Source organism: Streptomyces sp. NPDC001544, assembly GCF_042894285.1.
GTDB lineage: Bacteria > Actinomycetota > Actinomycetes > Streptomycetales > Streptomycetaceae > Streptomyces.
Genome location: NZ_JBIAVN010000001.1, coordinates 540,000 through 565,014 on the forward strand (window position 1 = coordinate 540,000; position 25,015 = coordinate 565,014).

General features: G+C 73.6%; 21 protein-coding genes and 1 pseudogene. 11 read left to right on the plus strand and 11 right to left on the minus strand.

The genetic code is table 11. The annotated features are described in order from the left end of the window. Positions 1-85 precede the first annotated feature (85 nt). The 4 genes from ACFY0F_RS02345 (at position 86) to ACFY0F_RS02360 (ending at position 4,694) form a co-directional block, all read left to right on the plus strand. Positions 86-2,560, plus strand: coding sequence for a molybdopterin oxidoreductase family protein (locus ACFY0F_RS02345; protein WP_388787625.1), 2,475 nt, complete (start codon positions 86-88; stop codon positions 2,558-2,560). Further along, positions 2,557-3,048 (plus strand): hypothetical protein, encoded by a 492-nt coding sequence (locus ACFY0F_RS02350; protein WP_388787627.1) that lies wholly within the window; start codon positions 2,557-2,559, stop codon positions 3,046-3,048. The genes ACFY0F_RS02345 and ACFY0F_RS02350 overlap by 4 nt, the downstream gene beginning before the upstream one ends. Before the next feature lie 348 nt (positions 3,049-3,396). Continuing rightward, on the plus strand, positions 3,397-3,765 hold the full coding sequence (locus ACFY0F_RS02355; RefSeq protein WP_388787630.1) for an STAS domain-containing protein: 369 nt from the start codon (positions 3,397-3,399) through the stop codon (positions 3,763-3,765). Then, positions 3,762-4,694 carry an anti-sigma factor RsbA family regulatory protein gene (locus ACFY0F_RS02360; RefSeq protein ID WP_388787633.1) on the plus strand — a complete coding sequence of 311 codons (933 nt, stop codon included), beginning with the start codon at positions 3,762-3,764 and terminating at the stop codon, positions 4,692-4,694. Before ACFY0F_RS02355 ends, ACFY0F_RS02360 begins: the two co-directional genes overlap by 4 nt. A 10-nt stretch (positions 4,695-4,704) precedes the next feature. On the opposite strand, the gene ACFY0F_RS02365 is transcribed toward ACFY0F_RS02360, so the two are convergent. The 5 genes from ACFY0F_RS02365 to ACFY0F_RS02385 form a co-directional block, all read right to left on the minus strand. After that, entirely contained in the window at positions 4,705-5,742 is a 1,038-nt protein-coding gene (locus tag ACFY0F_RS02365) for a rod shape-determining protein (RefSeq protein ID WP_388787636.1), read from the minus strand. Positions 5,743-5,910: 168 nt separating this feature from the next. Beyond that, on the minus strand, positions 5,911-6,273 hold the full coding sequence (locus tag ACFY0F_RS02370; protein WP_388787639.1) for a CU044_2847 family protein: 363 nt from the start codon (positions 6,271-6,273) through the stop codon (positions 5,911-5,913). Positions 6,274-6,351: 78 nt separating this feature from the next. Then, positions 6,352-7,764, minus strand: a complete 1,413-nt coding sequence (locus tag ACFY0F_RS02375) for a carboxyl transferase domain-containing protein (RefSeq protein WP_388787642.1) — start codon at positions 7,762-7,764, stop codon at positions 6,352-6,354. Then, positions 7,757-9,223: an acyl-CoA synthetase gene (locus ACFY0F_RS02380; protein ID WP_388787645.1), complete on the minus strand. Its 1,467-nt coding sequence runs from the start codon at positions 9,221-9,223 to the stop codon at positions 7,757-7,759. The genes ACFY0F_RS02375 and ACFY0F_RS02380 overlap by 8 nt, the downstream gene beginning before the upstream one ends. Positions 9,224-9,270: 47 nt before the next feature. Next, positions 9,271-10,344: a MerR family transcriptional regulator gene (locus tag ACFY0F_RS02385; protein ID WP_388789150.1), complete on the minus strand. Its 1,074-nt coding sequence runs from the start codon at positions 10,342-10,344 to the stop codon at positions 9,271-9,273. A gap of 135 nt (positions 10,345-10,479) precedes the next feature. On the opposite strand from ACFY0F_RS02385, the gene ACFY0F_RS02390 reads away from it, so the two are divergent. Further along, a complete protein-coding gene (locus ACFY0F_RS02390) occupies positions 10,480-11,376 on the plus strand; it encodes a RimK family alpha-L-glutamate ligase (RefSeq protein WP_388787647.1) in 897 nt (298 codons plus the stop codon). Here the strand turns inward: ACFY0F_RS02390 and ACFY0F_RS02395 are convergent. Next, positions 11,373-12,275, minus strand: coding sequence for a LysR family transcriptional regulator (locus ACFY0F_RS02395; protein ID WP_388787650.1), 903 nt, complete (start codon positions 12,273-12,275; stop codon positions 11,373-11,375). The two genes, ACFY0F_RS02390 and ACFY0F_RS02395, sit on opposite strands and share 4 nt — an antisense overlap. Before the next feature lie 105 nt (positions 12,276-12,380). On the opposite strand from ACFY0F_RS02395, the gene ACFY0F_RS02400 reads away from it, so the two are divergent. Continuing rightward, a complete protein-coding gene (locus ACFY0F_RS02400; protein WP_388787652.1) occupies positions 12,381-13,211 on the plus strand; it encodes an oxidoreductase in 831 nt (276 codons plus the stop codon). A gap of 4 nt (positions 13,212-13,215) precedes the next feature. On the opposite strand, the pseudogene ACFY0F_RS02405 reads toward ACFY0F_RS02400, so the two are convergent. Beyond that, positions 13,216-13,790, minus strand: a pseudogene (locus tag ACFY0F_RS02405) (hypothetical protein). A gap of 123 nt (positions 13,791-13,913) precedes the next feature. On the opposite strand from ACFY0F_RS02405, the gene ACFY0F_RS02410 reads away from it, so the two are divergent. Both ACFY0F_RS02410 and ACFY0F_RS02415 read left to right on the plus strand, forming a co-directional pair. After that, a complete protein-coding gene (locus ACFY0F_RS02410) occupies positions 13,914-14,687 on the plus strand; it encodes an IclR family transcriptional regulator (protein WP_388787655.1) in 774 nt (257 codons plus the stop codon). Further along, a complete protein-coding gene (locus ACFY0F_RS02415) occupies positions 14,684-15,529 on the plus strand; it encodes an SMP-30/gluconolactonase/LRE family protein (protein ID WP_388787658.1) in 846 nt (281 codons plus the stop codon). Before ACFY0F_RS02410 ends, ACFY0F_RS02415 begins: the two co-directional genes overlap by 4 nt. 140 nt (positions 15,530-15,669) lie before the next feature. Here the strand turns inward: ACFY0F_RS02415 and ACFY0F_RS02420 are convergent, their stop codons facing one another. From ACFY0F_RS02420 to ACFY0F_RS02430, 3 genes are read right to left on the minus strand one after another with little or no spacing between them, the layout of a single operon-like run. Continuing rightward, positions 15,670-17,061, minus strand: a complete 1,392-nt coding sequence (locus ACFY0F_RS02420) for an FAD-dependent oxidoreductase (protein ID WP_388787661.1) — start codon at positions 17,059-17,061, stop codon at positions 15,670-15,672. Beyond that, positions 17,054-18,280: an MAB_1171c family putative transporter gene (locus tag ACFY0F_RS02425; protein ID WP_388787664.1), complete on the minus strand. Its 1,227-nt coding sequence runs from the start codon at positions 18,278-18,280 to the stop codon at positions 17,054-17,056. The genes ACFY0F_RS02420 and ACFY0F_RS02425 overlap by 8 nt, the downstream gene beginning before the upstream one ends. After that, on the minus strand, positions 18,277-18,852 hold the full coding sequence (locus tag ACFY0F_RS02430; protein WP_388787667.1) for a toxin-antitoxin system, toxin component family protein: 576 nt from the start codon (positions 18,850-18,852) through the stop codon (positions 18,277-18,279). Before ACFY0F_RS02430 ends, ACFY0F_RS02425 begins: the two co-directional genes overlap by 4 nt. Positions 18,853-19,132: 280 nt before the next feature. Here ACFY0F_RS02430 and ACFY0F_RS02435 point away from each other — a divergent pair, with 280 nt between their 5' ends. Beyond that, complete coding sequence (locus tag ACFY0F_RS02435; protein WP_388787669.1) at positions 19,133-20,653, plus strand: alpha-N-arabinofuranosidase; 1,521 nt, start codon at positions 19,133-19,135, stop codon at positions 20,651-20,653. Between the two features lie 23 nt (positions 20,654-20,676). Here ACFY0F_RS02435 and ACFY0F_RS02440 read toward each other — a convergent pair whose 3' ends face one another. Further along, complete coding sequence (locus ACFY0F_RS02440) at positions 20,677-23,643, minus strand: beta-galactosidase (protein WP_388787671.1); 2,967 nt, start codon at positions 23,641-23,643, stop codon at positions 20,677-20,679. Positions 23,644-23,716: 73 nt separating this feature from the next. On the opposite strand from ACFY0F_RS02440, the gene ACFY0F_RS02445 reads away from it, so the two are divergent. Together ACFY0F_RS02445 and ACFY0F_RS02450 are read left to right on the plus strand one after the other, a co-directional pair. After that, the gene (locus ACFY0F_RS02445; RefSeq protein WP_388787673.1) at positions 23,717-24,175 is read left to right on the plus strand and encodes an RrF2 family transcriptional regulator; all 459 of its coding nucleotides are present in this window, start codon (positions 23,717-23,719) and stop codon (positions 24,173-24,175) included. A gap of 164 nt (positions 24,176-24,339) precedes the next feature. Beyond that, positions 24,340-24,987, plus strand: a complete 648-nt coding sequence (locus ACFY0F_RS02450) for a DUF4360 domain-containing protein (protein ID WP_388787675.1) — start codon at positions 24,340-24,342, stop codon at positions 24,985-24,987. Positions 24,988-25,015: the final 28 nt, after the last annotated feature.

Sequence of the window (25,015 nt, forward strand, 5' to 3'; positions counted from 1 at the left end):
CTGTTCGGCGTGGGTCCGCGACCGGGTGGTGAGGCGGACACCGCTCGGGTACTCGGTCGCGGACAACCGGTACGGGAGGTGTCCGATGGACGGTTCGGTGGACCGGATCGCTGAGCCCTGGGGGCCGCGCACACCGTACGGGCCGGGAGACGGATGGCCCGTGCGCACCGACACGCACCTGGCGGCCGGGATCGGCGAGGACGACGTGGAGCGCTGGGCGCAGACCGCCTCGCTGCTGCACTCCAACGGGGACGCCATGGACGTCGCGGTGCGCGAGGGGCGGATCGTCGGGGTGCGGGGGCGGGCGGTGGACCGGGTCAACCGGGGGCGGCTCGGACCCAAGGACCTCTTCGGGTGGCAGGCCATCGGCTCCGGCGACCGGCTCACCCGGCCACTGGTCCGGGAGGGCGGGCGGCTGGTCGAAAGCGACTGGGAACACGCCATGGGGCGCGTCGTCAGCCGCAGCAAGGAGCTGCTCGAGGAACGCGGACCGGGGTCCATCGGCTTCTACACCACCGGACAGCTCTTCCTGGAGGAGTACTACACCCTCGCCGTCATCGCCCGGGCGGGCATCGGCACCCACCACCTCGACGGCAACACCCGGCTGTGCACGGCGACCGCCGCCGAGGCGCTGAAGGAGACCTTCGCCTGCGACGGGCAGCCCGGTTCGTACACGGACGTGGACCACGCCGACGTCATCGCCCTGTTCGGGCACAACGTGGCCGAGACGCAGCCCGTGCTGTGGATGCGGATACTGGACCGGCTGGACGGGCCCGCACCGCCCCGGCTGGTCTGCGTGGACCCGCGGCCCACCCCCGTGGCCCGCCGGGCCACCGTGCACCTCGCGCCCCGGCTCGGGACGAACGTGGCCCTGCTCAACGCCCTGCTGCACGAGATCATCCGCCGCGACCGGGTCGATCACGACTTCGTGGCGGCCCACACCGTCGGCTACGAGGAACTCGCCGCCCGGGTGGAGACGTGCACACCGCGGTGGGCCGCGCGGATCTGCGACGTACCGGCCGCGGCGATCGAGGAGGCCGCCGCGGTCCTCGGCGACGCCGAGCGACTGCTGTCCACCGTGCTGCAGGGCGTCTACCAGTCCCACCAGGCCACCGCCGCGGCCGTCCAGGTCAACAACCTGCACCTGATCCGCGGCATGCTGGGCCGCCCCGGCGCCGGTCTGCTCCAGATGAACGGGCAGCCCTCCGCGGAGAACACCCGCGAGTGCGGCGCCGACGGAGACCTGCCCGGCTTCCGGAACTGGCAGAACGACGAACACGTCGCCGAACTCGCCCGGCTGTGGAACGTCACCCCCGACACCATCCCGCACTACGCCCCGCCCACCCACGCGATGCAGATACTGCGCTACGCCGAGCAGGGCTCGGTCCGCATGCTGTGGATCACCGGCAGCAACCCGGCCGTCTCCCTGCCCGACCTGTCCCGCATCCGGGCCGTGCTGTCCCAGGAGCGGCTGTTCACCGTCGTGCAGGACCTGTTCCTCAACGAGACCGCGCAGCTCGCCGACGTGGTGCTGCCCGCGGCCACCTGGGCGGAGAAGACCGGCACCTTCACCAACGCCGACCGCACCGTCCACGTGTCGGAGAAGGCGGTCGAGCCGCCCGGCGAGGCCCGCCCCGACCTGGCCATCCTGCTCGACTACGCCACGCGGATGGACTTCCGCGACAAGGACGGCGGACCGCTGGTCACCTGGCACGACCCGGAGTCGGCGTTCCGGGCCTGGCAGCGGTGCAGCGCCGGGCGGCCCTGCGACTACACCGGCCTGAGCTACGACCGGCTCCGCGGCGGCTCCGGCATCCAGTGGCCCTGCACCGCCGACGCCCCCGACGGCACCGAGCGCCTGTACACCGACGGCGTCGACTGGGCGCACCCGGACCGGTGCGAGAGCTACGGCAGGGACCTGGTCACCGGAGCCGCCGTCGAACCGGTGGAGTACCGCTCCCTCAACCCCGACGGCAAGGCGGTGCTCAAGGCCGCCGAGTACCTGCCCCCGCACGAGGACACCTCGCCCGACTTCCCGCTCCAGCTCACCACCGGACGCACCCTCTACCACTTCCACACCCGCACCAAGACCGGCCGCGTCCCGCAGCTCGACGCGGCCGCCCCGGAGATGTGGGCCGAACTGTCCACCGCGGAGGCCGCCGCCCGGGGGCTCGCCGAGGGCGACCTGGTGGAGGTGGCCACACCCCGCGGCGCGGTCCGCGCCCGGCTGCGTGTCACCGCCATCCGCGACGGCCTGGTGTTCCTGCCCTTCCACTACGGCTACTGGGACACCCCGGCCGGATACCAGCCGCAGACCCGGGTGGCCGGCCGGGCCGCCAACGAGACGACGATCACCGACTGGGACCCGGTCTCCAAACAGCCGCTCTTCAAGACGGCCGCCGCCCGCGTCCGCCTGTTCGCGCACGGCGACGGCGTCCCCGCGCCCGCCCCCACCACCACCGCCTCCGCACCGGCCCACCCGGACACGGTCCCGCCGACCGAGGGCGGACCCCAGGCGCACGCCACCCACGCCGGGGACCGGCCGGAGAACCGCTCATGAACGGCATCGGCCTCACCCTGCGCGCGCTGCACCACGGCGAGCGCAAGCTGGAGAAGGACCTGCTGGCCGCCGCCGAACGGCACCACACCGAGCACGAGTTCCACCACGTCGCCACCGACCTGGCCGGCTGGTCCCACGAGCACCGGGTCCGGCTCGCCGAGACCGGTCACCACTACGGCCTGGACCTGGCGAGCCCGCACGGTCAACCGTCGCCCGGCATCATGGCCGCCCTGCGCGAGGTGGCCGCCGACACCCTCGCCCGCCGCCCCGAGACCGGACTGCTGCTCCTGCACGACCTGCACGACCTGTACCTGGCCGCCTCCGGCAACTCCCTCTACTGGGAGATGCTCGCCCAGGTCGCACAGGCCGGCAGGGACACCCGGCTCCTGGAACTGGCCTCGGACTGCCATCCGCAGACGCTCCGGCAGATCCGCTGGGCCAACACCATGATCAAGACTCTGTCCCCGCAGCTGCTCACCAGCCTGTGAGCGCGGTCACTCGCGGGCGGCGCCCGCCGACCGACGGGAGGCCGCCGTGCGCATGCGTGTGGCACTGAGGTCATGTCTCCGCCTTGTTGGTCCCCGACAGTGTCCGCGCGGGTGCGCGCGCCGCGAGTGCACCGCGCCGAGCCGCCGGGCTCCGGGCACGGAAACCCGTGGGCGAACTCCGCGGGGTCCCGGCATGGCTCGCCGTTCGACCGCCCCCGTGCCCCGGCGTACACCCCGCGCCGGGCGGCGAAAACGGACGGAACCGGGAATTCCCGGTGACACGCGGGACCGGACGGCTGTCGACCGCGCATACTGGGCACCCGTGGCACTTGGCACCGAGGAGACGGCGTGAGCATCCCCGAGCGAGCGCGGCCCGCCCCGCCGGGCGCCGCGTCGGCGGCGAAGGCGCCGCGGCTGCTCCTGCGTCCGCTGCCCGGGCGCAGCGGCGTGCAAGCGACGGGCGAGGTCAGCCTGGCCACGCGCGCAATCTGGGTAGGCGCACTGGAGCAGGCCGTGCGCGAGGACGAGGACGTGTACCACTTGGAGCTCTCCGCCGTGACGTTCGTCGACGTCGCGGGCGTCGACGCACTCGTCGGCGCCGCACAGCGGCTGCGCGCCGGCCGGCTGATCGTCGTCGACCGGCCGCCGCCCGCCGTGCCACGCCTCCTGGAACTGTTCTGGCCCGGCCTCCGGACGATCGAGGTGTCGAAGTCATGACCGCCGTGGCCGAACCCTTCGCGCACCCCGCGCTGTTCTACGCGGACGAGCGGGAGTACCTCGCGGGCACCGTGCCGTTCGTCCGTGACGCGCTCGCCGCCGGCGAACCGGTCGCGGTGGCCGTCCCCGGCGAGAACCTGCGGCTCATCCAGGACGAGCTGGGCGCCGACGGCGCGTCCGTGCGCTTCCTGGACATGCGTGAGGCCGGGCGCAACCCCGGCCGCATCATCCCCGGCGTGCTGCGCGCCTTCGCCGACGCCCAGCCGCCCGGCCGGCGGGTGCGGATCATCGGCGAGCCCATCTGGGCCGGCCGCAGCGCCACGGAGTACCCCGCCTGCGTCCAGCACGAGGCACTGATCAACGCGGCGTTCCAGGGCCGCGAGGTCACCATCCTGTGCCCCTACGACACCGTGCGCCTCGACGAGCAGGTGCTCACGGACGCGTACGCCACCCACCCGACCGTCATCCCGGCCGGTGCCACGCACGGACAGTCCAGCGTCGCGTACGCCCCCGAAGCCGTCGCCGCCCGCTACAACGAGCCGCTGCCGGCCGCCCTGGACGGGTTGTCCTTCGACTTCCGCGCGGAGACCCTGTCCGACGCCCGGCACATCGCGACCGCGGAGGGCGCCCGGCTCGGCCTCACCGGGGTCCGCCTGGAGGACCTGGCGCTGATCACGGCCGAGCTGACCACCAACAGCGTGGTCCACGGCGGCGGCTGGGGCCGCCTGCGGGTGTGGACCGAGGACGGGTACGTGGTCTGCGAGGTCCGTGACAAGGGCCGGCTGACCGACCCGATGGCCGGCCGCCGGCCCGCGAGCCGCGACCAGCGCGGCGGCCGCGGTCTGCTGCTGGTCAACCTCGTCTCCGACCTGGTACGGCTGCACACGGGGGAGGACGGGACCACGGTCCGCTGCTACCTGACCCCGTGAACGGCGCCGCTCAGGCGGCCAGCGGGTCCAGCACCAGGGGATCGATCCTGCCCTCCAGCATGGCGCCGAGCCCCTCGATGGCGCACACGTCGGGCCGTTCGGCGATGTGCACCGGCATGCCCGTCGCCCGGATCAGCATCTGGTCGAAGCCGGGGAGCAGCGCGGAACCGCCGACCAGGGTGATCCCGCGGTCGGCCAGGTCGGCGACCAGATCGGGCGGGCAGTCCCGCAGCACCTTGCCGATGCCGTCCAGCACGGCGGTCAGCGGCGTGCGGATGGCGTCCCGTACGGCGGCGGTGCTGACCCGCACACTGCGGGCGAGACCGGTGACCACGTCCCGCCCGTGGATCTCGGTGGTCTGCGGGGCCTGCGAGGAGAGCCCGGTGCCGGACAGGGCGAGCTGCAGCGGCCGTACGGACTGGCTGGGCAGCATCAGCTCGTGTTCGTGCCGCAGCAGATGCACGATCGCCCGGTCCACGGCCTCGCCGCCCACCGGGATCCGCTCGGCGGTGACGATCGACCCCAGGGACAGGACGGCGACCTGGGTCGCGGCGGCCCCGCACACCATGATCATGGTGGCCTCGGGCCGCTCCACGGGCAGCCCGCACCCCACCGCCGCGGCGATGAGCGTGTCGACCAGTTCCACCCGCCGGGCACCGAGCCCGACCAGCGTCTCGACCGTGGCCCGCTGCGCCAGCGGATCGGCGTCGTGCGGGGTGCAGGCCGCCGCACGCAGCCGGGGCCTGCGACGAAGGCTGCGGCGCGTCTTGTCGCCCAGCAGGTGGCGCAGCATGCGCTGGGCCATCTCGATGTCGACGACCGTGCCGCCGGAGACGGGCCGCACGACGCGGATGTAACCCGGGGTCCGCCCCGTCATCCGCGCGGCGAACTCACCCACCGCGATCAGCCCGCCGGTGCGGATGTTCACGGCGGCCACGGACGGCTCGTCCACGACGATCCCCGTGCCCCTGACGTACACCCGGGTCCGGGCCGCCCCCAGGTCGACGGCGAAGTGACAGCGGCGCAGCTGCTCCAGACTGACGGTCATGGCAGATCCTCCGAGTGCGCGGACCATGGGGCCGGGGCGCCGGCGGACGACAGCCCTCCCGTGCATGGTGCGCGCGCCGCCGGGCCGGGCGCCCCTTGTGGGGGGCCGGGCGGGGTGCGGCCGAACGGGTGCTTCTCCGTCCGTCCCGGCGTGTCGCAGGTGACGTGGTCAGGAAGAGGATGCCTCGCCAGGTGCCGGAGGCGCGGCCGCCGCCTGTCCCGACGCCCAGCTCAGCCGGACCACCAGTTGCCCCTCGGCCGCGCCCTTGGCGATCACCGCGCCGGCCTCGGCGCTCAGCTTCACCCCGAACTCGAGTTCCACGGAGTCGGGCCGCAGCGTGCCGTCCCGGAAGACCCGCAGCGCGGACTGGGCCGCCGAGCGGACACCGTCGAGCGCGGTCTCGAAGGTGCCGGTGACCCGCTCCGCGGGCCCCTCGCCGCGCGACACGAGACGGGAGCCGCCCGTGCCGTCCGCGGTCTCCACGACGACGATCGCGCCGTCCTCGGTCGTGAACTCCACCAGCCTGCTCATGGCGTTGCCCGCCCCCCCCCGTGACGCACGCTCCCCGACGGACTCCATTGTCGGCCGGGAGCCGGGCCGCGCAAGGCCTCAACGGCGGTCCACGATGCCCCGGACCACCCCCAGTTCCACCAGGTCCTGCGGCCGGAGGCGCAGTTGTTCGGCCGTCGCCTCCACTTCCTGCGGCGGGCGCTTGAGGATCGCCGCCGCCAGCTCGGGGGCGATGACGGAGAAGTAACTGTCCGGCGTGGCCCAGGTGTTGCCGGGCGCGGCCAGCGCGAGCGCGCCGCCCGAGCCGCCCTCGCCGACGACCAGGGTGGTGACCGGGACCCGCGCGGCGGCCACCGCGCCGAACAGGTCCGCGATCGCCGCGCCCGCGCCCTGCCGCTCCGCCTCGGCGTCGTTCGCCGCGCCCGGCGTGTCCACCAGCGTCAGCACCGGGATGCCCAGCCGGTCCGCCAGCCGTATGAGCCGGGCGGCCGTGCGGTATCCGGCGGGCCGGGTGGCCGTCCCCGTCTGGGCGGCGTAGCCGACCGTACGTCCGTCCCGCTCGCCGAAGCCGCACAGCATGCCGTCGGGGTCGCTGCCGCCGCAGCGGTCGCCCGAGATCGCGGCCCGGCGGGTGAAGTAGGCGTCCAGGTAGGCCTCGGCGCGGGGACGTCCGGCGGCGCGGGCCCGCTGGACGGCGGCCCAGCCGGTGCGGGGCAGGTCCGGGGCGCCGAGCGCGGCGGGGACGGGGGCCGGCTCGACGCGGGCCGGGGCGGGGAGCGCGGCACCGGGGGAAGCGGCCGCGCGTGCGCCGGGCGCTGCCCCCTGGGCCGCCGTCCCGCCGCCCAGCAGCCGCAGCCACAGCCCGAGCACCTTGCGCAGCTCCGCCGGAGGCACCACCGCGTCCGCCGCGCCCGCCGCCACCTGGGCCTCGGCCGTGTACGCGGCCGGGTCGGCGCCGGGCGGGCGGACGCGGGAGCCGGCGAAGCCGACCTGGGCGCCGGGCAGGGCCAGGACCACGTCGGCGCCCGCGCCCAGGGTGGCCCAGCCGCCGCCCGTGGTCGGGTCCCGCAGCACCGCGATCTGCGGCAGGCCCGCCTCCCGGGTGAGCACGCACTGGCGGGCCACCCGCTGGAGTTGGGTGAGGGCGAGCATGCCCTCCTGCATCCGGCTGCCGCCCGTGGCGACCAGCGGCACGACCGGCAACCGCCGCTCACGCGCGTGGGCGTACGCCGCCTCCAGCCGGTCACCGGTGCGTTCGCCCAGCGAGCCGCCGAGGAACCCGAACTCGAACGCGATCAGCACGGCCCGGGTGCCCTCGACGCACGCGGTGCCGCACACCACGGACTCCCGTTCGCCGGTGCGTTCGGCGGCACGGGCGCGGGAGGCGTCGTACCCCTCCCAGGACAGCGGACCGTCCGGCTTGGACTCTCTTACCGGATGCGGGAGTTCGATGAACGTGCCGGGGTCGGTGACCAGGTCGAGCGTCGCCCGTGCCGAAAGCCGCTCAGGCATCGCCCAGCGCCCGCTTCATGATCTTCCCCATGTCGTTGCGGGGGAGGGCGTCCAGGTGACGGACCACCCGGGGCCGCTTGTGCGGAGCCAGACGGCGGGCCACATGATCGGCCAACTCCTCGGTGGACGGCGGCCGCCCGGGGTCGGCCGGGACGATCCACGCCACGATCCGCTCGCCGAGGTCCGCGTCCGGCTCCCCGGTGACCGCCGCCTCGCGCACCCCCGGATGCTCCAGGAGGGCGTTCTCGATCTCCCCCGCCCCGATCTTGTAACCGCCGCTCTTGATCAGGTCGGTGGCCTTGCGGCCGACGATCCGCACATACCCGTCGGACTCGCGCACCGCCATGTCACCGGTGCGGAACCAGCCGTCGGCGGTGAACGCGGCGGCGGTGGCGTCCGGCCGGTTCAGGTACTCGGTGAACAGGTTCGGTCCGCGCACCTGGATCTCACCGACGGTCTCCCCGTCGTACGCCGTCACCTCCGCGCCGTCCTCCTCCACCAGCCGCAGCTCCACGCCCGGCAGCGGCACGCCGACCGTCCCGGCGCGCGGCTCCCCGTCGGCCCGCACGGCAGTGTTCATCAGTGTCTCGGTCATGCCGTACCGCTCGATCACCCGCCGCCCGGTCGCCGCCGCGATCCGCTCGTGGTCGTGCACCGGCAGCGCGGCCGAGCCCGACACCAGCAGCCGGGCCCGGCCCAGCGCCTTGGCCAGCTCGGGATCGGCCGGGAGGGCCTCGGCGATCCGGTGGTACATCGTCGGCACCCCGAACAGCATGGTCGCGCCCGCGTTCAGTTCCCGGGTCACGCCCTCGGTGGTGAACCGGCCCAGGTGCCGCACCGAGCCGCCGCGCCGGAGCGGGCCGAGGACGCCCAGGACGAGCCCGTGCACGTGGAACAGCGGCAGCCCGTGCACCAGCACGTCGTCCCCGGTCCACCGCCAGGCGTCGGCCAGCGCGTCCAGGGTCGTGGCGAGGGCCCGGCGGGGGAGGACCGCGCCCTTGGGCGGGCCGGTGGTGCCGGAGGTGTACACGATCAGCGCCGGGTCGCCCTCCGCGGCGCGGTCCTCGGGGAGGGTCCCGGCGCCGCGCACGTCGCGCACGTCGCGCACGTCGATGTTCACCCGCTCCAAACCGCCCGCGACGGACGGCAGTTCCGCGCCCGGCGCGGCCAGGACGAGCGCGGGCGCGCTGTCGGAGAGGATGTGCGCGAGCTCCTTCTCGCCCGACTTCGGGTTCAGCGGCACCGCGGCCACCCCGGCGAGCAGCACGCCCACCACCCCGACCGCCGTCTCCAGCTCCGGCGTCGCCCAGACCGCGACCCGGCGCCCCGCGCCCCGGACCCGCTCGGCCACGGCTCCCGCCGCGGCACCCAGTTCCCCGTACGTCAACGACCGGTCGCCGAACCGCAGGGCGACTCGTTCGCCCGAACCGGCCACCAGGGCCGGAAAGAGGGAGGACACGCGGGCACTCCTTAACTGTCTGGGGCTACGGCACCAACGCCCCCTTCCTACACCAGGCTCCTCGCCCCCGCCTCGATCAGGTCGGCCACCACACAGCTCACGTTGTCCGGACCGCCGGCGGCGTTCGCCGCGTCGACCAGGGCGTGCACGGCGCGGTCCGGGTCCGGGACGGCGGCCAGCAGTCGCCGGATGCCGTCGTCCGGCACGACCCGGGACAGGCCGTCGGAGCACAGCAGATACCGGTCCCCGGGCCGGACGTCGTGCAGCCGCAGGTCCGGGGCGGTGGACGGGTCGCCCGTCAGGGCCTTGAGGAGCAGGGTGCGCTGCGGGTGGCCGGCGGCCTCCGCCGGGGTCAGCCGGCCCTCGTCGATCAGCGACTGGACCACGCTGTGGTCATGGGTGATCCGGAAGAGCTCCCCGTCCCGCAGCAGATAGGCGCGGGAGTCGCCGATGTGCACCAGGGCCAGCCGGGAACCCGTCCACAGCAGCGCGGTGAGGGTCGTACCGACGTCCTCGCCGAGGTCCCCGATCACCCGGCTCGCGCCCTGCACGGCGTCCTCCAGCAGGTTCAGCACCCCGCCCGCCGACAGGTCCTCGCTCTCCAGGGACTTCAGCGCCGCCACGGCGGCACCGCTCGCGGGCCCGCCCGCCGGGCCGAAGCCGTCGGCCACGGCGAGCAGTCGGCGGCCCGCGTACACGGTGTCCTGGTTGGCGGGCCGGACGTGCCCGGTGTCCGTGCGGGCGCTGTAGCGCAGTTCCAGCATGGCCGTGTCCTCTCTCGGCTTCCCCGACGGTGCCGACAGGTGGTCGACGAGGAACGCGGCGAGGTCCCGCCGTACGGCCGTCGCCGCCTCCACCCGCGCCCAGTAGGCCCGGATCTCGGCAGCGGCCTCCTGCGGCGGCAGGGCGCACACCTCACGGATCCCGGCCAGCGGCATCCCCAGCCGCCGCAGCCAGGCGACGAGCCGCGCCCGCTCCAACTGGCCGACCGCGTAGTAGCGGTACCCGGTGTCCGGGTCGACCCGGGCGGGCCGCAGCAGCTCCAGCTCGTCGTACAGCCGCAGCGCCTTGGGCGACAGCCGGGACGCCCTGGCGAAGGCGCCGATCGTCAGCATCTCCATGTGCACCTCGAACTCCTCCGGTTCCGCCACCGATGCTGGGGCTTCACCGAGGGGGAAGGTCAACGGCCTGTTTCGGTTGCGGCCCCGGTTGTTAGCCTGCGAGGCGACTGCCGCCCCCCCCCGAAGGAGCCCGCCGTGCCCCGCATCGCACTCGCCACCTACGACCCCGGAGCGGAGCCGAGCAAGGACCGCGACCTGCCGGAGCTGGTGCGGGCGCTGCGCGCGGCCGGGGCCGACGTGGTCGCCGTGCCCTGGGACGACCCCGGCACGGACTGGGACGGCTTCGACCTGGTCGTCATCCGCTCGACCTGGGACTACAGCTGGCGTGCGGCGGAGTTCGTGGCGTGGGCCGAGCGGTGCGCGAAGACGACGCGGCTGGCCAACCCGGTGGCCGTGGTGCGCTGGAACACCGACAAGCGCTACCTGGGTGACCTCGCGGCGGCCGGTGTGCCCGTGGTCCCCACCCGGTACCTGGCGCCCGGCGACGCGGTCGGCGCGGACGCCCTCCCCGACGACCACGACTTCGTCGTGAAGCCGACCTTCGGCGCGGGCGCCCGGTTCGCCGCCCGGTACACGCCCGGCGAGCGGGAGACGGCCGTACGGCAGCTGGAGCGGATGCACGAGGAGGGGCTGACCGCGATGGTCCAGCCCTACCTGACCCACATAGACGTCAGCGGCGAGCGCGCGCTGCAGTTCTTCGGCGGCCGGCTGCTGCACGCCAGCCGCAAACGGGCGGTGCTGGCGCCCGGCACGGCCTACGACGCGGACAAGGTGGCCCACCCCGACCTGGAGCCGTGGACTCCGACCCCGGCCGAACTCGCCGTCGCCGAAAGCGCGTTGGCCGCCGTACCGGAGGGGGCCGAGCTGCTGTACGCGCGCGTGGACCTGGCCGACGGGGCGGACGGAAAGCCACGGGTGATGGAACTGGAGCTGGTGGAGCCCAACCTGTTCCTCTTCCTGCATCCGGGATCCGTGCCGAGGGTGACCGAGGCGATCCTGGCGGCGGCCGGGGGGAACTCCGTACAGCGCTAGCCCGCGCCCGTGCCCCGGCACGCCTGCGCGTACGCCCGGACCAGTGGCCGGTGCTCGTCCTCGCGGCGCCATGCCAGCGCGTAGCGGCTGGGGCCGATGCCCCGGACGGGGCGGGTGGTGACACCGCCCAGGCTGATCAGGGGGGCGTTGCCCTCGGCCACCAGGCACACGCCGAGGCCCGCGACCAGGGCCTCGTACGTCTCCTCCGCCCCGGCGATCTCGGCGCCGACGCGCGGTGGACGGCCCGCGCGGGCGTCCAGGGCCAGCCAGTGGTCGCGCAGCGGGCCCGCGTCCTTCGGCAGGGCGAGGAACGGCTCGTCGACCAGGTCGGCGAAGTCGATCTCGGCCCGGGCGGCGAGCGGATGGGTGTCGGGCAGGGCGAGCAGCCGGGGCTCCTCGGCGACCACCGTCCAGCCGTAGCGCTCCTCGTCGGGCAGCGGCAGCCACACGAAGGCGACGTCCGCGGCGCCGTCCGCCAGTCCCGCCGTCGGGTCGTCCCAACTCACCTGACGCAGGCGGATGGTGGCCTCCGGGTGCGCGGCGGTGAACCGGGAACGGATGGCCGGCAGCAGCCCGCCCCGGCCCGGACTCGTGCTCATGCCCACCACGAGCGTGCTGCGCTGCGCGGCCTTGGCCGCCTCCACCGCTGCCGCGCCCTGCGCCCAGGCGGCCAGCACCCGCCGGGCGTGCGGCAGCAGCGCCTCGCCGGCGGCCGTCAGCGCCACCCCGTGCCGGTCGCGTGCGAACAGCTCCGCCCCCAGCTGCCGTTCCAGCGCGCGGAGCTGCTTGCTCAGTGCGGGCTGGGAGACGTACAGATGCTCCGCCGCGCGCGTGAAGTGCAGCTCCTCGGCGACCGCGACGAAGTAGCGCAGGTCCCGTGCGTGCACGTCCATGGTCATAACCGTTGGCTATCACGGTGGGTCTTGGACGGGCAACCGGGTGCGACGGCAGGCTGGACCGTGTCAGTGAGAACAGTGGACGTACGAGACATACGGGGAGTCGCCGTGAACAAGGTATGGCTGGTCACCGGGGCGAGCAGCGGCTTCGGGCGGGCGATCGCCGAGGCGGCGGTCGCCGCCGGTGACGTGGTGGTCGGCGCCGTCCGCCGTCCGGAGGCGCTGGACGACCTGGTGGCCGCTCATCCGGACCAGGTGGAGGCGCTGCGCCTGGACGTGACCGAGCCGGCCGCGGCCGAGGCGGCCGTACGGGACGTGGTGGCGCGGCACGGGCGGATCGACGTACTGGTCAACAACGCGGGGCGCACCCATGTCGGGGCCGTCGAGGAGACCACCGACCAGGAGCTGCGTGACCTGTTCGCCCTGCACGTCTTCGGCCCGGCGGCCCTGGTGCGGGCGGTGCTGCCGCACATGCGGGAGCGACGCTCGGGCGCGGTCGTGCAGATGAGCAGCATGGGCGGCCAGATGTCCTTCGCGGGCTTCGGGGCGTACAGCGCGACCAAGTTCGCGTTGGAGGGCATGTCCGAGGCCCTCGCGGACGAGGTGCGGGAGTTCGGCATCAAGGTGCTGATCGTGGAGCCGGGAGCGTTCCGGACCTCGATCTTCGACACGAGCCGGGCCGGGATGAGCGCGGACAGCGGGGTCTACGCCGGGGTGAGCGAGACCCGCGGCGTCGTCACCGGCGGCGACGGCACGCAGCCCGGCGACCCGGCCAAGGCGGCTGCCGTCCTCCTGGCCGCGCTGGAGGCCGAGCGGACCCCCTTGAGGCTGCCGCTCGGCGAGGACGCGGTGAACGCCGTCCTCGGCCACCTGGAGCAGGTCCGGGAGGATGTCACCGCCTGGGAGAAGCCGGCCAGGGCGACGGCGTTCGACGCCTGACCGCTCAGCGGTCCCCGTCCGCGACGGCCGTCCGCTGCAGCAGCCCCCACGTGAACTCGGCGACCACCTCGTGCCGCACGCCCCGCGCGTCGGGGGCCGCGAAGGCAGGCCCCAGCGGGTGGGTGCGGTGCCCTCCAGGGGGCGGGCGGGGGCGAAGGCGCGGGCCGCCTCGTCGACCGTGCAGGACCAGGGGACGAGGTCCTCGACGGTGCGCAGGGCGGGGCCCTCGGCGCCGGGGGCGCGCACCAGCCACTCGTTCCAGACGGCGCCCTCGGGCGAGACCATCACCTCGAAGCGCAGATCGGGCCAGAGGGGGAGCGGCCACTGCCAGACCCGGCACTCCAGGTCGCCGATGGTGCGCTTGCCCTCCTGCTCCGGGGGACCGAGGACGGAGCGGTAACGCGAGGCCGCCGAGCGGGACCGCGGCGAGCGGACCATCGCCTGCCAGCGCTTGTTGGTCTCCCGCATCCGCGCCATGGAGACGCCCAGCTCCCGGCGGGCTTCCTCCACCAGATCCGGATTGTGGTCGGCCATGCGGCGCAGCAGCACCAGCTGGAAGTCGAGATCCATGGCACCCATGGTGGCCCCTGCCTTTCCCGACCATTGCCCAGGCCACCCTCCATGACTAGCCTGTGTTCGTCATGCCGATCGTCTGTTGAAATCTCGAACACAGACGCTGAAACCCAAGGGAGGGGGCCGGACATGGGACGCCTCGTACCTGCCGTGACCCGGGCTCTCGACATTCTCGAGCTCTTTCTCGACGGGGACGGGACGCTCTCCGCCCCCGACATCGTGCGCAAGCTCCAGCTGCCGCGCACCACCGTGCACGAGCTGGTCACGACGCTCGCCGCCCGGCAGTACATCGTCCCCGTGACCGGCCAGCCCGGACGCTACCGGCTCGGCGTACGTCCGTACCAGCTCGGCAGCCGGTACGCCGAGCAGCTCGACCTCGCCGCCGAGGGGCAGCAGGTGGCCCGCTCGGTCGCCGAGACCTGCGACGAGACCGTGCATGTCGCGATCCTCGAGAACACCGACGTCATCTACATCGCCAAGGTCGACTCCACGCACGCGGTGCGCATGGTGTCGGCGGCCGGCCGCCGCCTGCCCGCCCACTGCACGTCGGTCGGCAAGATGCTGCTGGCCTCACTGAGCGAGACGGAGCTGGCCGCGCGGATCCCGGACGGCAGCGAGCTGCCCGGGATGACCCCCAACAGCATCACCGACGCGGGCGCCCTGCGCGAGGCCCTGGCCGAGATCCGGCAGCGGGGGATCGCGGTGGAGAACCGCGAGTCCAACCCGGACGTGTCCTGCGTGGCCGCGCCGGTACGCGACCGCACCGGCCAGGTGGTGGCGGCCCTGTCCATCTCGGTGCCCATGATCCGCTGGAGCGACGACCGCCGGGGCGAGCTGGAGCAGCTCGCGGCGAAGGGCGCGGCGGAGCTGTCGGAGCGGCTCGGACACCGGAGCGTGGCATGACGGCGTACGAGGTCGCGATACGGGCCGAGGCGGAACTCGGCGAAGGACCGACGTGGGACGCGGCCGCCGGCCGGCTGATCTGGATCGACATCCTCCAGTCCCGCGTCCACACCTACGACCCGTCGTCCGGCCGGCGCACGGTCCGTACGGCACCGCAGCACGTGGGCGCGGTCAAGCCCCGGGCGGGCGGCGGCCTGGTCCTCAACCTCCGGGACGGCATCGGCCTGCTCGACCCGGACGACACCTTCCGCTGGCTGCACCACGAGCCGGTGCCCGGCCGGCGCGCGAACGACGCGGCGGTGGCGCCCGACGGTTCCCTCTGGGCGGGGACCATGCGCTACGACGAGGCGCCCGGCGGCGGCACGCTGTCCCGGGTCACCGGGAACGGCGGTGTGACGACCGTGCTCCCGGACGTGGCCGTGAGCAACGGAACGGGATGGAGCCCGGACGGACGCCGCATGTACTACATCGACTCTCCCACCCGGCGGGTCGACGTCTTCGACTTCGACGGCGAGCGGGTGTCCGGGCGGCGGCCGCTCGTGGAGATCGAGGAGGGCGCGGGTTTTCCCGACGGGCTCACGGTGGACGCCGACGGCTGCGTGTGGGTGGCGCTGTGGGACGGCGGGGCGGTACGGCGGTACACGCCGGCGGGTGAACTGGACCGGTTGATCTCGGTGCCGGCGCCTCGGACCAGTGCCTGCGCCTTCGGCGGCGCCGACCTGACCGACCTGTACATCACGACCGCCCGTACGGGGCTGACGGCGCCGCATCCGCTGTCCGGGTCGGTGCTGGTGGTGCCGGGGGCGGGGAAGGGGCTGGCGCAGCCGGCGTTCGCTGGATAGTCCGGCCGCTGCTGCGGGCAGTCGTGCCTCCCCCAGTGCCTCAAGGGCCTGGGGGGACCCCCCAGGGCGGCACGGGTGGGCGCAGCGGCACCCCGCCGGCGCGGGAGAGCGAACCCCACCTCGGCCCCAGCCGCCGGTGCCTACGAAATTCCCGCCGCCTTCCGTTCCCGCTCCGTCAGCGGCGGTTCCGTCAACGGCGGCCTCAGCGGTCCCACCGCCGCCGCCAGCAGCACGCTGGGCGTGACCAGCACCCCTGCCCCCCGCTCCAGCGCCGTCACATCGGTCACCCGGCGTGCGATCCGGCCGTTCCCCGTCGCGGTGTGGAGCAGGCGCCGTACGTACGCGTCCGTCGCCCGCTCCCGGAGCGTGGGGCCGCCCTCCGTCGCCCCGGGGTAGAAGACGTCCACCCCGGTCGACAGGCCCCACGCGGCCCGGACGGTCCGGCCCACCGCCCGCTGGATCCGCCGGGACAGGCCGGGCGAGACCAGGCCGTGCCGCCGTACCGTGTCCCGCAGCGCCAGCGCCGACTGCGCGGCCACCGACATCCCGTGCCCGTACACCGGGTTCAGCGCGCACACCGCGTCGCCGAGCACCGCGAAACCGTCCGGCCACGCCGGCATCCGCTCGTAGAACCAGCGGCGGTTGGCGGTCGTCCTGGTGAACGCCACGTCGCTCAGCGGTTCCGCGTGCGCCAGCAGGTCGGCGACGAGGGGATGGCCCAGCTCCTGGCGGGCGTACCGGAGGAAGTCCCCTTCGTCGGCGGTGGGTTCACCGCCCCGGCTGCCGTACAGCGTGACCATCCACTTGCCGTCCTCGACCGGCAGCAGGACGCCGCCCCGCCCGGGCCCCCCGTCCCGCGGCTCCGCCTGGAGGTGGACGACGGGAAAGCCGTCGCGTGCCCCGTCCGGCGCCCGGAACAGCCGGCTGGCGTAGGCGACACCGGAGTCGACCTCGCGCCGCTCGGGCGCGGGCAGTCCGAGCGAGGCGAGCCACCGCGGGGCACGGGACGCGCGCCCCGTGGCGTCGACCACGAGGGCGGCGGGCAGCGTGCGCTCGGAGCCGTCGGCCGCCGCGATCCGTACGCCGGTGACCGTCGCGTCCGAGCCGACCGGCCCGAGCGCCCGAGCCCGCTCCAGCAGCTCGATCCGGTCGTCGGCCAGCACCTCCTGCCGTACCACCCAGTCCAGCAGGTCCCGGCTGGACGGCAGGAGGAACGCCGACTCCTCCCAGCGCCGGAACCAGCCGTACCGCGACAGCGCCACGACGTCCGTCGTCACCGGCAGCCGCCGTACCCCGGCCGCCCGCAGCCGCCCGGTGAAGCCGGGCACCAGCCGCTCCAGTGCCCGCGCCCCACCGGACCAGAGTTGGTGCACATGCCCGGCCTGCGGCAGCCCCCTGCGCGGTGCCGGCCCGTCCGGCAGCGCGTCCCGCTCGACGACGACGACCCGCTCGGCGAAGCCGGACAGCGCGCGGGCGGTGAGCAGACCGGTCAGGGAGCCGCCCAGGACGACGGCGGTGCTGCCCTCACTCATGCACGGAGACACTCTCCGCCGCGACGGCGGCACGGGCGCGGACCGCCGCCACCTCCTCCGGGTGGTGCAGGGCCCGGGAGACGGCTCCGATCTCCTGCAGCAGGTGCGCGGTGTCGGCGGAGTCGGCCGGCTGCGACGGCTCGGACGTCCGGCCGCGGGCCTCGACGGCGTCCAGGACCACCACCGCGGCGGCCAGCGCCCGCGCCCGGTCCGGCGGATGCCCCAGGGCGAGCGCGGTGTCGTAGGACCGCCTGCCCAGGCCGGTGTCGACGTGCCGGACCAGCGGAAGCAGCGCGTCCCGGATGAAGGTCTCGCGGCGGGTCAGCCGCAGCTCGGGGGTGGCGTGCAGCACGAAGGGCACGCCCTCGCCGCTCACGGTCCGCATCAGCTGGTACAGCGGCCGCAGTTCACGGTGGGCGGCCCGGACCCGCCAGCGGTCGTGCAGGTACTGGCCGGCGTGCGGCAGGATGAAGCCGGCCGCGATCAGGATGGCGGACAGCGCGGCCACGGGCGGGGCCAGATCGGTGCTCAGCCAGTCCAGGTCGTGACCGCTCCAGCGGGCCGCGACGGCGGTCAGTTTGGCGCTGTCGAAGGCGAGGTTCAGCACATAGCCGGCGCCCAGCAGCTTCAGCCCCCAGCGCAGCAACGCGTCCAGGCCGTCGGTGCGCGCCCAGTTCCAGATCAGCCTGGACGTGATCACACAGGCCACGCAGTGTGCGACGAGGTAGAGGAGGGTCTCCTCGCGCATGAAGGGCGTGTTGGCGTAGTACGTGTCCAGGTCCCGCAGCCGCTCCACGGGCGCGTCGGCGAGCGCGAACAGCACCCACAGGGCGAGGATCACCCCGCAGTAGACGGCGACGACCCAGCGCACCGCGCGGCGCGTCGCCGCCGAGCGGTCGGCCAGGCCGTTGCGCCAGGTGATGATCAGCAGCAGACAGGAGCCGCAGAACGCGGTGATCAGCGAGTAGCACCAGGGCGCGGAGACGTTGGGCACGCCCACCAGCCGGTTGACCCGGGCGATCGTCGACGGGGTGCAGAACACGAAGACCGCGCAGGCGAGCAGCAGCAGTCCGCCGACCGCGCGCAGCAGCGGGTCCCGCCACAGCCGGATGATGGTGGGGAGCTTGATCACCAGTGCGGCGGTGAGCACCGCGGTGGGGATCCAGAAGGAGATGTACAACCCGCCCAGGAACCGGGACGGGTCCTCCGCCAGGGTCACCGGGTCCTTCCTCCGCGGCCCCGGTAGCCCAGGGCCCGCTGGGCGGGGCCGAGCGGCGCTTCGGGCCCGCCGGCGCGGACGTACGGCCTGAAGAGGGTCGCCAGCCGGTGGCCGAAGTCGTCGGCCTCGGCCTCGTCGGCCTCCCGGGAGCCGTTGCGGGCGGCGACCGTGAGGGCGAGGTCGCGCCAGCCGCGCCCGTCGGCCAGGGCGCGGGCCGCCGCGGCCCCCGCCGGGTGGTGGTGCCGGTGGCCGGCGTGCAGGTGCCACAACTCGTGTCCCAGGATGACCAGTTGCTGCACCGCCTCGGCCCGCTCCTCCACGATGACCAGGTCGAAGTCCTGGAACTCCACGCAGAGTCCGGTGACCTCGATCTCGTCGGGGAAGCGCTCGAAGCGCAGCTCGACCGGCCGCCCGGAGCGCCGTGCGCTCATCTCCTCGCACAGTGCCCGGCACAACTCCGTTACGCCGTCGGGAGCTTGTGGCCGGTCACGGACCGCGCGGGCGAGGTCGGCGGCGAGTCCGCGCATCGCCGAACCGGGCAGTAAGCGCCGGAGCGCGCCCGCGATGTCCATCGCTCCCCCTTCGGGCCGTCGTTCGGCGGCCCTCCGAGATTACGCGTCCGGATGTGTCCGCGTCATGAGGTCCCACGCCCGTGGTTCAAACAGAAACGATCAATTCCCCACCCGGAGTCGTTCGAGTCATCCCGGCGTTCCGTCCTGTTGCGCCCATTGACGTGGAAGCACTCCGACCTTACGGTCCCGTTCGAAGCTACGGGCGTCATCCGCAATCTCGAACAACCGTCACCGGGCCGCTGGTCCACCGCCGAACAGCGCCCGTTCCCGAAAGGACCCCATGAGCAAGCGCACCGCCCGTTTCACCCTCGACCCCGCCTTCACCGTCGGCGAGGTCGACCCCCGTCTCTTCGGATCCTTCGTCGAACACCTGGGCCGCTGCGTCTACACCGGGATCTTCGAGCCGGACCATCCCGCGGCCGACGCCGAGGGCATCCGTACCGACGTCCTCGACCTGGTCCGCGAACTCGGGGTCACCGCCATCCGCTACCCCGGCGGCAACTTCGTCTCCGGCTACAAGTGGGAGGACTCGGTCGGCCCGGTCGAGAACCGCCCCCGCCGGCTCGACCTCGCCTGGCACTCCACCGAGACCAACCGCTTCGGCCTCTCCGAGTACGTGGCGTTCCTCCGGAAGATCGGCCCGCAGGCCGAACCCATGATGGCCGTCAACCTCGGCACACGCGGCGTCGCCGAGGCGCTGGAACTCCAGGAGTACGCCAACCACCCCGAGGGCACCGCCCTGTCCGACCTCCGCGTCGCGCACGGCGACAAGGACCCCTTCGGCATCCGGCTCTGGTGCCTCGGCAACGAGATGGACGGCCCCTGGCAGACCGGCCACAAGACCGCCGAGGAGTACGGCCGCCTCGCCGCCGAGACGGCCCGCGCCATGCGCCAGATCGACCCGAAGGTCGAACTCGTCGCCTGCGGTTCCTCCAGCCAGTCCATGCCCACCTTCGCCGAGTGGGAGGCGACGGTCCTGGAGGAGACGTACGACCTCGTCGACCACGTCTCCCTGCACGCCTACTACTGGCCCGAGAACGGCGACGTCGACTCCTTCCTGGCCTCCGCCGTCGACATGGAGTCCTTCATCGAGAACGTCGTCGCGACCGCCGACCACGTGGGCGCGAAGCTCAAGTCGAAGAAGAAGATCAACCTCTCCTTCGACGAGTGGAACGTCTGGTACCTGCCCGAGTGGGAGAAGTACTCGAAGACGATCGAGCAGACCGACTGGCCCGAGGCCCCCCGTCTGCTGGAGGACGTCTACAGCGTCACGGACGCCGTCGTCTTCGGCTCGCTGCTGATCGCCCTGCTCCGGCACGCCGACCGGGTCACCGTCGCCTGCCTCGCCCAGCTCGTCAACGTCATCGCCCCCATCATGACCGAGCCGGGCGGACCGGCCTGGCGGCAGACGACGTTCTTCCCGTTCGCGCAGGCCGCGAAGTACGGGCGCGGGCAGGTGCTGGACGTCCGCGTGGACTCACCGGTGTACGAGACGAAGAGGTACGGCGAGGCGGACCTGCTGCACGCCACCGCCGTCCGCGCCGCCGACGGCACGGTCACCGTCTTCGCCGTCAACCGCGACCGCACCCAGGCCCTGCCCCTCGACGTCGCCCTGAACGGGCTCGGCCTCACCTCGGTCGTCGAGCACAGCGTGCTCGCGGACGCCGACCCCGACGCCCGCAACACCCTCGACGCGCCCGAGCGGGTCGCCCCGCACCCGGCCGAGGGCACCGACCTGGCCGACGGCAGGCTCACCGCCGTACTGGAGCCGCTGTCCTGGAACGTGATCCGGCTCGCGTAGGCCCCGTGGGCGCTGCCGCGGCCTCAGCGGCCGGGGGAGGCCACCGGTGTCACCGGGGCTCCTCCGGCCGCGCTGCCCAGCAGCGTCAGCCGCACCCTCCCCGGGCCCGACTGAGAGGTGAACTCGGACAGCACGGCCAGGGCGAGGGTGTTGGTGCCGCGGGTGCGCAGGATGCCGTTCGGCAGGACGAAGGTGTGCTGCGGGCCCACGTTGTTGATGTACTGACCCATGTTCCAGCCGTTGAGGAACAACTGGACGCGGTAGGCCCGGTACGGGTCGTCCTCCAGGGTCAGGCCCACCGAGGCGTCGACGCCCTCGGGCACGGCCAGCCTGAACGTCGTGCGGTACCAGGTCACGCCCTGCCGCCGCTCGGCGCGCGGGAAGCGCACCGGCTCCCAGTCCCGGTCGGCGAAGCCGGGCAGGTGCCAGCCCTCGCGCTCCCCGAACAGCCCGCCGTTGTTCAGCGGCCCGCGCACCGGATCGGGCGCCGCCTCGCCCTGCAGACGCCAGGTCACCTCCGGGGAATCACCCGTGAAGGTGACCGCCGTCAGCCCGCGCGCCACCTTGTGGGTGTCCAGCCCCTTGCCGTCCTGGTCGTGCTGCATCCGCCGCACCAGCACCGACAGCACATGCCGGCCCGGCCCGCGCAGCTCCTCCCGCACGGGGAGGACGGCCGTGTCCGCCCAGCTCCCCTGCCGGACACTGCTCTTGTCGGGCACCGGCATCCGGTGCGTGCCCAGCGGCTCGCCGTCCAGCCACGCCATCAGCAGGCCCTGTGTGCCGGTGCTGTAGGCGAGTGAGACCTCCTCGACGCCGCTGGAGTCCGTGAACGACCCCCGGTACCAGACGTCGCCGTAGTGGAAGCCGTAGTCGTCCGCGAACAGGACCGGCTGCCCCTTCGGCACCGGCGTGGTGCTGAACGAGGAGGTCCGGTCGGCGGCCCTCCACCCCGAGTCGTCGAAGGCGGGGTCGGCCTCCGGGTTCTCCGTCCGCATCCGCCAGCCGCCCAGCTCGGGCAGCCGCACCGCGGGCACGCCCGGCAGCATCGCCTCGGTCACCAGGCTCCCGGCCCGCGCCACCCGCGTGGTCACCGGCCGTCCGTTCCAGGTCACGTTCTCGATCCCGCGCGGCCCCCAGACCTCCAGGCCGGTCTCATGGACGGTGTCGCCGGTGAGGTGCACCGTGGAACCGCGCAGCTCGGCGTGGCGCACCAGCGCCGGGCCGTACACCAGCAGCGTGCCGGACGGGGTGTCGTACGGGAACAGGCGCACCGCGGTCGCCTCGTCGGCGAACAGCAGCAGCAACGGCGTGTCGCTCTCACCGCCCTCCACCATCACTCGGGTCAGCCCGCCGAGGCCGAGGGGCACCGTCACGTGCAGTTCGCCCTGGTCGTACGTCCAGCCCGCCTCGGCGTCCAGCCGGGTGACGTACGGCTCGCTCGGGCACTCGAGCACCAGGTGCGCCATCTCGCCGTGGCGGCCCGTGAACAGGGCGATGTCCTGTCGTCCGGCGGTCAGGCGCAGCATCGGCGGGACGGTGCAGTACTTCAGCGTCCGTTGCCCGAGCGGGAGTCCCGTGGTCAGTACCCGGGCGTCCCGGGCCGGGACGGTGATCCTGAGGTCGCCCGCGTGGGTCGGCAGGGTGGAGGTGACCTCCGCGGCGCCGTCGTTGCGGGCCACGTACACATGGGCGCCGGTGTCCGGGTTGGTGAGGTGGTACACCTTCAGCCCGGCCGCCTTCACGTCCTTCGCCCGGTCCAGCTTGGCGAAGTCGGGCACGCGCTGCAGCATGTGCCCGATCTGGTGCATCGGCGCGATCTTGCCGGTGACGTTACGGCCCTCGTCGAGGGCGGCGCCGTAGTCGTACGACGTGTACACCACCGGCGCGGGCAGCCAGCCCCAAGAGGTGCCGCCGAAGGTCATGTAGACGTTGTGCAGCGTGATGCCGTTGGCGAGGTTGGTGAGGTAGAAGCGCCGCTCGTAGGCCGCGTCCCGGGTGCGCCGGGACTCGGCGTACCCCTTGCCGTCGAACCAGGCCCCGCCCCACGGGTCGAACCAGCCGCCGCCGAACTCGGGCATGAACCCGGGCGTGCGCGGGCTGGCGGTGGCCCCGCCCTTGAGCCCGCCGGGCCCGTAGTGCCCCCAGTCCGGCGGCACCTGGGACGGCGACGGATAGCCGTCGAACCCGTACAGCCACTTGCCCCGCTCGCCACCGGTGTCGAACGAACCCGGGATCCAGTAGCCGTTGCGCCCCTTGTCGTTGTGGAAGAGGGGTACGTCGATGCCGTCCGCCCGCACCTTCCGGTACAGGTGGGACATGTAGTTCCGGCCGGCCGGCTCGTCGACGTGGGCGTCGTACTCGTTCTCGATCTGGTACAGCAGGACCGTGCCGGTGCCCTTGGTGAACAGGTGCCGGCGCGCGATCCGGTTCACGGCGGTCAGCCACCCGTCCACGTGACCCAGGTACGTCGGGTCGTCGGTGCGGGCCACGCCCCTGGTCGCCGTCAGCCAGCCGGGGAAGCCGCCGCCGTCGACCTCGGCGTTGATGTACGGCCCCGGGCGCAGGATCACGTACAGCCCGGTCTCGGTCGCCGTACGCAGGAACAGGTCCAGGTCCCGCACGCCCGTGAAGTCGTACTTCCCCGGCGCGGGGGAGTGGTAGTTCCAGGCCACGTAGACACTGACCGCGTTGTAGCCGTGCGCCCGCATCTTCTGCAGCACGTCCCGCCACAGGGACGGGCTGGGCAGCCGGAAGGGGTGCATCTCGCCGGACCACAGCACCAGCCGCCTGCCGTCGACGACCAGCGAGTAGTGGTCGTGGCCGACGGTGTGCCGCCTCCCGTCCGCACCCGGCGGCGCGGGCGCCGGGCCGGTCGGCACGCTGCGCGCCGCGTACGCCGACGGCGCCCCGGGGCCACCGCTGCCGCCCAGGGCGAAGCCGAGCGCCGCGGAGCCGGCGAGGGCACTGAAAGTACGTCTGCTGAGCGCCAAGGGATCCTCCCGGGCGATGGTACGGGGACCGGGTCCGGCCATTCTCCATGGCCCCACGGCCCACAATGGACACATGAGGATCTCGGCGCGGGCGGATTACGCGGTACGAGCGGTACTGGAGCTCGCCGTACGACAGGACGACGGCCCGGTGAAGGCGGAGGAGATCGCCGCCGTGCAGGACATCCCGCACAAGTTCCTGGAGGGCATCCTCGGGGATCTGCGGCGTGCCGGGATCGTCGGCAGCCGGCGTGGCGGGGGCGGCGGATACCGGCTGGCCCGCGAGGCCTCGGAGCTCACCGTGGCGGACATCATCCGCGCGGTGGACGGCCCGATCGTGTCGGTCCGGGGCGAGCGGCCCACCGGCCTCGCCTACACCGGCACCGCCCAGCCGCTGCTGCCCCTGTGGATCGCGCTGCGCGCCAACGTGCGCCGCATCCTGGAGGGCGTCACGGTCGCCGACCTCGCGGCGGACGCCCTGCCGGAACCCGTGCGGCAACTGGCGGCGGAGCCGGCGGCGTGGGAGAACCCGTGAGAGCCGCGCACCTGTGAATCGCGGGTTGTGAATGGCCGGAGTTGACCCTGCCGGGACCGGGTGCGGCTTCCTACGATGCGAACGCCTCCGGCCTTCACAGGTCTCGCACAGTTTCTCCAAGGCCCGGGGCGACCCACCCCCCACCCTGAGAACTGGGAGAAACCATGGCTCGTGGCCTGCTCTTGGGCGGCGCGGTAGCCGCGCTCCTGACCAGCGCGATACCCGCCGCACACGCCGAGTCCCCGGTCGTCACCAACCCGCCCCCGGACAAGATCGTCATCGATGTCGCCACGGTGAACGGCTCCGGCTGTCCCCAGGGCACGGCCGCCGTCGCGGTCTCCCCGGACAACACGGCCTTCACGGTCACCTACAGTTCCTACCTCGCCCAGGCCGGCGGCAACTCCGACCCGACGTGGTTCCGCAGGAACTGTCAGCTCAACCTGATCGTGCACGTCCCGCAGGGCTTCACCTACGCCATCGCCAGCGCCGACTACCGCGGCTTCGCCTCGCTCCAGCGCGGTGCGACCGCCACCCAGAAGGCCTCCTACTACTTCCAGGGCCAGCCGGACACCACGACCAAGACCCACCCGTTCAGCGGCCCGTTGAACGACGACTGGCAGGCCACGGACAGCACCGACGTGGCCCAGTTGGTGTACGCCCCCTGCGGCGTGCTGCGCAACTTCAACATCAACACCGAGCTCCGCGTCAACGCGGGGACGGCGTCGCCCGGCAAGGTCAGCTTCATGACCATGGACTCGACCGACGGGGACATCAGCACGACCTACCACATGGCGTGGAAGGCCTGCCCGTAAGCCTGACGGCGAGGATCCGGCCCGCCCG

Coding starts and splice junctions, on each gene's coding strand:
- ACFY0F_RS02345 (WP_388787625.1), top strand. CDS start 86: ATGGACGGTTCGGTGGACCGGATCGCTGAGCCCTGGGGGCCGCGCACA.
- ACFY0F_RS02350 (WP_388787627.1), top strand. CDS start 2,557: ATGAACGGCATCGGCCTCACCCTGCGCGCGCTGCACCACGGCGAGCGC.
- ACFY0F_RS02360 (WP_388787633.1), top strand. CDS start 3,762: ATGACCGCCGTGGCCGAACCCTTCGCGCACCCCGCGCTGTTCTACGCG.
- ACFY0F_RS02365 (WP_388787636.1), bottom strand. CDS start 5,742: ATGACCGTCAGTCTGGAGCAGCTGCGCCGCTGTCACTTCGCCGTCGAC.
- ACFY0F_RS02370 (WP_388787639.1), bottom strand. CDS start 6,273: ATGAGCAGGCTGGTGGAGTTCACGACCGAGGACGGCGCGATCGTCGTC.
- ACFY0F_RS02375 (WP_388787642.1), bottom strand. CDS start 7,764: ATGCCTGAGCGGCTTTCGGCACGGGCGACGCTCGACCTGGTCACCGAC.
- ACFY0F_RS02385 (WP_388789150.1), bottom strand. CDS start 10,344: ATGGAGATGCTGACGATCGGCGCCTTCGCCAGGGCGTCCCGGCTGTCG.
- ACFY0F_RS02395 (WP_388787650.1), bottom strand. CDS start 12,275: ATGACCATGGACGTGCACGCACGGGACCTGCGCTACTTCGTCGCGGTC.
- ACFY0F_RS02410 (WP_388787655.1), top strand. CDS start 13,914: ATGGGACGCCTCGTACCTGCCGTGACCCGGGCTCTCGACATTCTCGAG.
- ACFY0F_RS02415 (WP_388787658.1), top strand. CDS start 14,684: ATGACGGCGTACGAGGTCGCGATACGGGCCGAGGCGGAACTCGGCGAA.
- ACFY0F_RS02420 (WP_388787661.1), bottom strand. CDS start 17,061: ATGAGTGAGGGCAGCACCGCCGTCGTCCTGGGCGGCTCCCTGACCGGT.
- ACFY0F_RS02430 (WP_388787667.1), bottom strand. CDS start 18,852: ATGGACATCGCGGGCGCGCTCCGGCGCTTACTGCCCGGTTCGGCGATG.
- ACFY0F_RS02435 (WP_388787669.1), top strand. CDS start 19,133: ATGAGCAAGCGCACCGCCCGTTTCACCCTCGACCCCGCCTTCACCGTC.
- ACFY0F_RS02445 (WP_388787673.1), top strand. CDS start 23,717: ATGAGGATCTCGGCGCGGGCGGATTACGCGGTACGAGCGGTACTGGAG.
- ACFY0F_RS02450 (WP_388787675.1), top strand. CDS start 24,340: ATGGCTCGTGGCCTGCTCTTGGGCGGCGCGGTAGCCGCGCTCCTGACC.